The 8,677-nt window shown below is 60.3% G+C and carries 7 protein-coding genes and 1 pseudogene; 3 read left to right on the top strand and 5 right to left on the bottom strand.

Annotated features, from left to right (window positions below; translation table 11 throughout):
- Window positions 1-126 precede the first annotated feature (126 nt).
- From ACI3K3_RS24910 to ACI3K3_RS24890, 5 genes and pseudogenes are all read right to left on the bottom strand, one after another.
- A pseudogene (locus ACI3K3_RS24910) lies at window positions 127-420 on the bottom strand (integrase); the annotation flags it as partial.
- A protein-coding gene (locus ACI3K3_RS24905) for an IS5 family transposase (protein ID WP_404918678.1) occupies window positions 417-1,183 on the bottom strand; the annotation gives its coding sequence in 2 pieces (ribosomal slippage) (window positions 417-862 and window positions 862-1,183; 768 coding nt in all). The gene ACI3K3_RS24905 and the pseudogene ACI3K3_RS24910, both read right to left, overlap by 4 nt.
- 1,076 nt (window positions 1,184-2,259) lie before the next feature.
- Window positions 2,260-2,820: a hypothetical protein gene (locus ACI3K3_RS24900; protein ID WP_404918676.1), complete on the bottom strand. Its 561-nt coding sequence runs from the start codon at window positions 2,818-2,820 to the stop codon at window positions 2,260-2,262.
- A gap of 37 nt (window positions 2,821-2,857) precedes the next feature.
- Window positions 2,858-4,834 carry a M48 family metallopeptidase gene (locus tag ACI3K3_RS24895; RefSeq protein ID WP_404918674.1) on the bottom strand — a complete coding sequence of 659 codons (1,977 nt, stop codon included), beginning with the start codon at window positions 4,832-4,834 and terminating at the stop codon, window positions 2,858-2,860.
- Window positions 4,835-5,304: 470 nt separating this feature from the next.
- Complete coding sequence (locus ACI3K3_RS24890) at window positions 5,305-5,703, bottom strand: hypothetical protein (protein WP_404918672.1); 399 nt, start codon at window positions 5,701-5,703, stop codon at window positions 5,305-5,307.
- Window positions 5,704-5,809: 106 nt separating this feature from the next.
- On the opposite strand from ACI3K3_RS24890, the gene ACI3K3_RS24885 reads away from it, so the two are divergent.
- The 3 genes from ACI3K3_RS24885 (at window position 5,810) to ACI3K3_RS24875 (ending at window position 8,591) form a co-directional block, all read left to right on the top strand.
- Window positions 5,810-6,130: a hypothetical protein gene (locus ACI3K3_RS24885; protein ID WP_404918670.1), complete on the top strand. Its 321-nt coding sequence runs from the start codon at window positions 5,810-5,812 to the stop codon at window positions 6,128-6,130.
- 399 nt (window positions 6,131-6,529) lie between these two features.
- Window positions 6,530-8,038, top strand: a complete 1,509-nt coding sequence (locus tag ACI3K3_RS24880; RefSeq protein ID WP_404918668.1) for an arylsulfatase — start codon at window positions 6,530-6,532, stop codon at window positions 8,036-8,038.
- Window positions 8,039-8,255: 217 nt separating this feature from the next.
- Window positions 8,256-8,591, top strand: a complete 336-nt coding sequence (locus ACI3K3_RS24875; protein ID WP_404918666.1) for a hypothetical protein — start codon at window positions 8,256-8,258, stop codon at window positions 8,589-8,591.
- Window positions 8,592-8,677 lie beyond the last annotated feature (86 nt).

Genomic DNA, 8,677 nt, shown 5'->3' with positions numbered 1-8,677 from the left:
CCTGCTGGAGCCGATCGGAAACATCCCGCCCGTCGAAGCCGAGCAACGCTACTACGCCATGCTGGACGACGTCCCACTGGCTGCCTAATTTAAGAAAACTGGCCTCCGGCAATCCCGGGGCGGTTCACGGCTTGGAAATGCAAAATCCTCCAAGGATCCACCTCTCAGTTCCAGCCATTTGAGCAGGCTGGCGCGAGCATCGGTCATCAGTTCAAACTGAACCGGTCTGCCGGTCTTTTGCTGTACAACCGTGGCCCGTGTTCGAATTTTCCGATCACAAACGATATCGCTGATCCTGATCTTTACCAAATCGCATCCGCGAAGCTTGCTATCGATGGCCAGGTCAAAGAGGGCACGGTCCCGGATCCGCCCATGCTGGTCGAGGAAGAAACGGATTGCCCATATCTGACGGGGCTTTAGGCCACCGACTCATTATGGCGCAGCCAAATGCGTATGGAGGCGAGCTGGGCTGAGGCTAGGAAGTTATCATCTCGCTTGTCGTAGCGCGTTGCGACCGCCCGGAACTGCTTGAGTTTGCTAAAGAAGCGTTCGACGAGATTGCGATACCGATAGAGGAATGCGCTGAAGACGGGGCGGCGCTTGCGGTTTGGCATGGGCTTGATGTTGGCCCAGACGCCGCGAGCAGCCATCTCGCCCCGGAGCGCGTCACTGTCGTAGGCGCGGTCCGCGAGCAGCACGTCACCATCACCCAGAGTGTCGAGCATGTCGGCAGCGCTACGGCCGTCGTGCGCCTGGCCAGCCGTGAGCTTGAGTGCGATCGGCAGGCCATTAGCATCGACCACCGCATGGATTTTGGTTGTCAGGCCTCCACGCGAACGGCCCATGCAACCGGATCCCCCTTTTTATCGCCATTGGCGCCATGTTGGTGAACCCGGATCGAGGAGCTATCGATCATCTGCACGTCGCCTTCGTAAGCCGCTGAGACCGCTTCCAATATCCGCGCCCAATGGCCTGCCCGGCGCCAGCGGTTGAAGCGGTTCACACATGTCGTATGCGGGCCGTACCGTCCAGGAATATCAGCCCAAGGGGCGCCCGTCCGCAGCCGCCAGAAAATACCGTTGAGTACCCGGCGGTCATCGACACGCGGCACCCCTCGCACCTTCGTCGGCAGCAGCGGCTCGATCACCGACCACTCGAAATCCGTCAAATCGAACCGCGCCATATCAATCTCCTTCTCGGAGAAGCAATCAGATCGCCGCCGATTTGGGAATCCTGTTTATGGGTATGTGACCTAGCGCTCGCTTCGCGCCAACCTTGCGCCCGGCGTTCCAAGATACCCGCTCACGAGCGGCGGGATCAAACTCTGATAATCCCATGACACATCTCCTATGGCCCTGACGGCCATAGGTAGAACGCTGCAGGAGAGGCCGACCCATTTTTGCCGTTCTGCCGCCAAATTTAACTCCCTAGAAGCGGAACTGCCGCTTTCCTTTTCCGTCCCGTCAAGAAGCCTTGACTGCCGAAGGGCAAGAATCTCATGGCTTTGGCAAACAGCCCTCAGGTGACATCATGCGGTGCAGGAGATATGTCGCGTTGATGAGATCGACGGGGGCTGCGTTGGACATATCTTTCGAGAGGATCAGCGGGGCGTTGGGATCGCTATTGCTGGTTTGGGCCTCGGTCGAGAAGGCTGTGCGCCACGAAATTGTTCGCGCTCACGGCCACCTTCCGTCAAGGGCGCATGGCATTGCCGCTGCGTTCCGAATCTGGGAGAGCTCGGTCATCGAATCTCAACCCGCCAACTCATTGGGGCCGCTACTCGCCGCGGCGTTACGCCACCAACTGCAAATGCCGCTCGATGTTCGAAATGGCCTATGCCACGGTCTGGTAGGCATTTCGGCGGCAAATGAAAATATGCAAGCCACGTTGCGGTGGGAAATGAATGACGAGAGGCATGCGATCTCCTGGGATGATCTGCAGGAGCAGTTGAGGTGGCTTTCAAGACTACCCCAGGCTGTCTCGGTTATCTCGAACCCGTCGCTGGAGAGGCCAGGGAACAGAGCCACAAACACCGCTGAAAACCGGGCGTGGTGGCGTTCGGAATTCTCACTCGATGTGCACGAACCATGAGGCTGCTGCCATTAATGCATGATGGGGAGAGCCGACCCTTATCGGTCATTCAGAGCCCGCTTTTCTGGTTTTTGATGCAGACGGTCGACTTCTCCGGCAGATGCCTACCAGCCTAAGCCGTTTGACAGCCGGAACGTGAACGCATCGTTTGCCCGCCCCGGCTCTTCCTCAGCGAAAGTCCTGTGTCAGTTGCCAGCAGCCGCTGCGCCAGGCGAACAGGTAGGCGGCCGGTTTTCCGATGTGGCGGACCACGGTCCAGCCGTCGCCTTCGTCGTCGTCGCGCAGTATGGCAGGCTGATAGGTGAACTTGAAACTGTCGTCCGGCAGGTCCTCGACCTTCACGTCCAGCGCCGTGTAGGGCTTGTTCGGGTCAGCCTGCCAACGGGCGACGGAGGAGGTGTCGGCGAATTGCCAATCCACGTGCGAGACGTTGAAGGACTGGTAGGCACTGGCCGGAAGGCTGCGGCCGGTTGCCTTCGCGGGCTGGCCAAATCCGCGCTGTTCGACTTTCGGCGCGGTGTACTTGGCGCGTACCGCCGGCGAGGCGATGAACGCGTCGAGGAACTGGTTGAATTCCTTTTGCGAACACCCGCTTTTCGCTTCGCCCATGGACTGGGCGATATCTTCCTGCGTTTCGGCGGAGGATGCCTGGGCGCTGCCGACAAGCGCGATGGCGAGTGCTGCGCTTGCAAGAGCTGAGCGTCGGCGGAAGTCGTCAGGTTTTGTCACGATAGATCCCTGTCTCATTGAGAAAATTCTTCGTCGCTCAGGACTTGCCCAAGGCGCGCCGGGCCTTGTCCGCAGCGATATAGCTTCCGACCAGCTCTACAAAGGCATCGACCTTCATCCCGCGCACTCCATAACCGCCGATGCGCAGTTCCCGCTTCTTGCGAAGAACCTTGGTGAACCTGCCTGCGCCGGTAACGCGCGGAAGCAGGGCACCTTCGGAAAGCACGAGGTCGAGCCCGAAACGATTGCCGTAGGTCACGGTCCATTCCTCGATCTCGCTCCAGGCAACGGCCTCGCTCAGTCGCGGCGTTGCCAGACGATCCGGGTAGAGGACAAGGAACGGCACCTTGGTGCTGCGCTTCACGAGCATGCCCGCAAGGAGCGTGGCGGCAGCGGCGACCAGGCAGGATCCGGTCAGGATCACGGCGGGCAGTCCAGCCAGCCCAAGCGGCATCTGGAAAATCCAGGCCGCTATGCCAGCCGTGGCAAGCAGCACGCTCGCGGTGAACTGGAAGCCCACCATGAGCCGGGTATCATTGTGCAAGGTTACCGCCTCCCCGGAAACGGCCGCGGCGGTTTCCTCGAGGAAGGCGCGGTGCTCGCCATGCGCGGTGTGCGCCTGCATGACGAAGTCGGCGCTCAATTCCCGGCAGAGACGGGACCAGTCCGCGACCAGCCGCTCGCCCGCGCAGCGGGAGGTGCCTTGCGGCGGGCGCAGCGCCTCTTCCAGCAAAGCCTCGTCGACGGCGACATCCAGGCGCCGAATGCGCTCCGAGGTAGGGGGATGGCTGTCGGTCGGGTGAGAGGTGGAATCCGCAAGATGATCGCGCACATCCGGCCAGCCGCGCTGCTCCATTTGCGCGACCATGACGCCGACCAGATCGGCTTCCGCCCGGTCCGGGTTCTCGAACGCTTCCGACAGCACCATCCTGACCGGCGGCGCGACAATGGTGGTTCGCACGAGCGCCGATGCGGCATGGCGGCGTCCTTCGGTGCCCGCTCCCAGCCGATCCGCCTCGAACTCGCGCAACCTGCTCCAGTGCTGCACGCCATGGTCGAAGCGCTGCATCGCATGAACCGCGTAGAGCAGCGGACCGCGCAGCAGGATCATGTTGCCGGCCTCCATTGCGATGGTGGCAAGCGTGCGCTGCATCCCTGCGTAGAGCGGTGCGAAAAGCTGGCTGTAGCGCGTATCGTCGCCAGTGAAGTGGCTGAGTTCATGACCCACGATCGCCGCAGTCTCGCCCTCGTTCAGGAAAGCCAGATAGGGTGCGGGCAGATAGAGCGTGCGGCCGGAGACCCGGCTTTCCCCCGGCGACAGGCGCAAGGTCTGCTCGGTGACGAAGAAACCGCCTTCCATGCCGACGATCACCGCGTCGGGCGAGACGGCCTGCTGACGATCGGCTATTTCACGCACGAAGCGCCACAGGGCCGGGGCGTCCCGGTCGGTCAGAAGGCGGCCGTGCACCGTACCTTCCTCCGGCGCATAGAGCGCACCGATCTTCATGAACGAACGCACGGCGGACCAGGCCACCATAACGGCACCGCCGCCGAGAACCACCGCCGCGATCGTCAGCTTGATGTCGCCCTTCGTGAGGTGCACCGACGATATCAGACCGATGGCCTCGAAGGCGGCACTGGCCGTGATAGCCAGCGACAGGCCGACGACCATCGTTCCCAGGATGACCGGTAGGGCGCGCTGGAGCGCGGCGAAACTGGCAACCAGAGTGTCGCGCGATGCTCTCGCCCGCCGCGCCGCGATCTCGGCGAACGCCAGGCCGCCCACGCCGCCCGCAAGGGCAAGAAGGCCGCCGACGATGGCCGCAAGTGCCAGAAAGGGCTGTAATCGGGCTAGGAACAGCCCCCGCTGCGCTGCAGGTTGCATCTCCTCCAGCATGTTCGCCGCCAGTCCAGGCGCGTAGCGGACCTCGTCTCCCAGATCGACGGACGCATACTTGTCGCTTGCCGCCAATGCGCGCAGCTCGGCGACCTTTGGGGGGAGTTCCGCCGACATCCCTTCGAAATAGGCGATAGCCTCGCCCGCCCGTGAATGCTCCCAGTATCCAAGCGCAAGAAGAAGTATGGGAGCAACTATCAAGGCGGCCAGCAATTCGAACCTTTGCCGACTAAGCACCATCTTAAATACCTCAAAAATCATAATCTTAGGTGGAATGCGCCTAGAAGAATCGAATCTTTTGGCAAGGAGCGGATACGCCGAAGCGTTACCAGACAGCGTTTAAACGTTTACGAGATTGTTTCGCTTTCTCCGGAGCGGGTGCTGTTGTGTCTCTGTGACCGAAAGCGATCAGACATTCCGACCCTTGTCAGCCGTTCATCGTGGCTGATCTCTCGGTGAACGAATCACCGCTTCGGAGGCGCACATAGGAGGCGCAGAACGGCAGCTCTGTCGGCGCGAGCCGCCGTTCCGCTTTCGGTGGGCAATTCGGCTTCGGTGAATGGCTACAATCGGGTGGAAACCGGACATCAGTTTAAGCGGAACAGACGCCGAAGCCGTCCCCTCCAAGACGATTGATCGACTACGCGATGCTCCACGCCTCCGAGGCGGGCGGACGTTTGACCCGCAAATAAGATGCTCAGCATATCTTTGCTCAGCCCGTCAGGGATTGCCACAATTGCCGAAGCAGAATCTTGACGCTGGCCGTCGATGAACACTTCAATGGTTCCCGCACTTGCCCATACGACAATGTGATCCGATGCCCATTCGATGTTACCGACACCACACTCTCCGACGTCGCTTGATGCCTTCAAGGCAACAGTCGATTCAACCGGAATCATGAACTCTTCAGCCCATGGCTCAAGCCAGACGAGGAGTTCATCCGGTCCAGGGTTGGAAAGGCTCCAGTCACAATCAGCTATCATCATCGGTGGAGCATTTCAGAAGACCTGCATGTCAGCAACGGTGGATTTCAGACTGGCGGTTTTTGACAGCGGAGAGCATGAAAGCTGCCGCTGAAACGAGGAGTAGCCCGTGGCTATCGACAAAATCGCGCTGTTCGAAACCACGAAGGCCCTTTGGCCAGAAACTGTGAATGTGTCTGACAATCCAAGTGCCACTTACGAGATATACAGAGCCAATGAGCAGGCGTTTCCGCAAGACGACGACTGGCGGCAACTCGGCCTTTGGGCCTTTCATCAGGCACTACAAGATCATGAACGGCGTGCGGTGGCGAAGGGCTTGCCACTGCGGCCCGGCGAGATCGCCTTTGATGAATTCGATACGTGGATGCGGACAAACCTGAACGGCGATGACTGCTGGTTGGACGAGCAAGCGGAATATGAACGTAGCTGATCCTGCCATTGCACTGCTGCTTCGCTGAACAATCGTCCGCAATCGGGAAGTGTGGTGGCAACTGGGAACGGCGAGGATGTCGGCGGCTCCCGTCGGCCCGACCGGCCGCGAGCGAACGGCAGCATTTCAGGATTTTAACCTGAAACCTGCCTGTTCGGACACGCCGACAAACCGGTCGTTCCCGGCGCCGGATCGACTCCCTGAAGCTTGCCGTTGGTTCATTTGCGCCTCGCCGACAACGAATGGCCGGATTCAGGGCTGTCGATCGAGGGCGAGAATAGCCCGTTTGTCTGGGCAACCAGTCATACAGGATTTTCCTGCCTGGGCTCAGGTTTCTTCCTGATTGGCCCCCATCGTCCCAAGGCCCACCATTTAGGAGAAGTCCGACCGGAGAGCACCATGCCCAGCGAGAAGCCGAACGTCCTGTTTATCATGGCCGACGACATCGGTTGGTTCAACGTCAGCGCCTACAACCTCGGGGTCATGGGCTACCGCACCCCCAACATCGACCGCATTGCCCGAGAAGGCGTGCTGTTTACCGATTTCTACGGCCAGCAAAGCTGCACGGCAGGGCGTGCGGCGTTCATTACCGGGCAGTCACCAATCCGCACCGGCCTGACCAAGGTCGGCATGCCAGGTGCCACGCTGGGTCTCGGTGCCGAGGACCCCTCGGTCGGCGATTTCATGAAGCACTTCGGCTATGCGACCGGGCAGTTCGGCAAGAACCATCTAGGCGACCGCAACGAACACCTGCCCACGGTCCACGGCTTCGACGAGTTCTTCGGCAACCTCTATCACCTCAATGCCGAAGAGGAGCCCTATTACGAGAATTACCCAAAGAGCCCGGAGTTTCAGGAGAAGTTCGGGCCACGCGGCGTGCTGAAGTGCAAGGCGAGCGATACCGACGACATGACGGTGGATCCCCATTTCGGGAAAGTCGGCAAGCAGGTTATCGAGAATACCGGTCCGCTGCCCAAGGAGCGGATGGAGACGGTCGACGAGGAGTTCCTTGCCTCTGCGCTGGACTTCATCGAGCGTAAGACCGGCGATGGCCAACCGTGGTTCTGCTATTTCAATCCGACGCGGATGCACGTCTTCACCCACCTCAAGCCCGAGTCCCAAGGCAAAACAGGTCTGGGCCTCTATCCAGACGGGATGGTCGAACTTGACGGCTACGTGGGCCAGCTGCTGGACAAGCTCGATGCACTGGGGGTGGCAGACGACACGATCGTGGTCTTCACCACCGACAACGGCGCCGAGGTTCTGTCCTGGCCCGATGGCGGCGCTACGCCCTTCCGGGGCGAGAAAGACACCAACTGGGAAGGCGGTTGGCGCGTGCCATGTGTGATGCGGTGGCCCGGCGTGATCGAGGCCGGGCAGATCATCAACGACATCGCCTCGTTGCAGGACTTCATCCCCACCTTCGCAGCTGCGAACGGCGAGCCGGACCTCGTCGAAAAGGTGAAGCAGGGCTACGCGATGGGCGGGCAGACCTACAAGGTCCATCTCGACGGCTTCAACCTATTGCCCTTCCTGAAGGGCGACGAAGACAAGTCACCCCGCGAGGGTTTCCTCTACTGGAGCGACGACGGCGAATGCTTGGCCGTCCGTATCGGCCGGTTCAAGGTGACGTTCGCCGAGCAACGACATAACGGCGTCGATGCCTGGCGTGAGCCTTTCGCCAAGATGCGGTTGCCGAAATTCTACGACCTGCGGGCAGACCCGTTTGAGCGCGGCGAGGAGAGCTTCAAGTACAACGACTGGTTCGTCCAGCAGAACCACCTGCTATACAGCGCTCCGCCGTTGCTCGGGAAGTGGTTGAGCAGCTTTAAAGAGTTTCCGCCCCGAGCGAAAGCCGCCAGCTTCTCGATCGATCAGGTGGTCGAAAGCATGATGCCGAAGAGTTAAGGAAATCGCCGCTTCCTTGGATTTTGCCGATCTGCCCCAAGCCCGGATCGACCGAATGTCTGGAGACGCAAGCAATGTCAGAAATGACCGCTATGGGGCGTGTCCGGTCAGGCAGCTTTCGGGTTAAAATCGTGCAATCTTGCAATTCCGGTTTCGGTAGCGCGGCTGCGCGCCGCCTATGACCGGGATGGGTGGTTAGTGCTCATTCTGCTTTCGAATGGAAGCTGTAGAAAGCAGCCGCTTCATATGGCAGATCGGCATCATGAGCGAAGTCCCAGCATGGCCTGCCAAATTGACGCGGGAACAACAAAGGTCTGTAAAACTACGCGCCAAGGAATTTGATGCTGCCCTTAAAAGCACGGCACGCGCTGCTGGCTGGCGGTTCGCTCGCGGGGAAGTGTTTCAACAGACAGGTGATTGGTTCGTGAACGTGATGCCCTCCCTACTTTGGGAGCGGGGCGCATCCGCCAGAATGATCGTGAAGCCGATGGCCTTGGACGCGCTGTTCTGGGTGTCAAACGACGCCGGGAATTGGGCCGGGGGCGACACGTAAAACTGGGCCCCCCTTTCATACTCAGACGGTAACGGAATCGATCGGCGGAGTGGCCTTCTGCAGAAGGCCACTCCGCCGCTTTTCGC

Source organism: Novosphingobium sp. ZW T3_23 (genome assembly GCF_044987305.1).
GTDB lineage: Bacteria > Pseudomonadota > Alphaproteobacteria > Sphingomonadales > Sphingomonadaceae > Novosphingobium.
The sequence above is the reverse complement of the archived record's forward strand: the minus strand, read 5'-3'. Positions and strand labels throughout refer to the sequence as shown.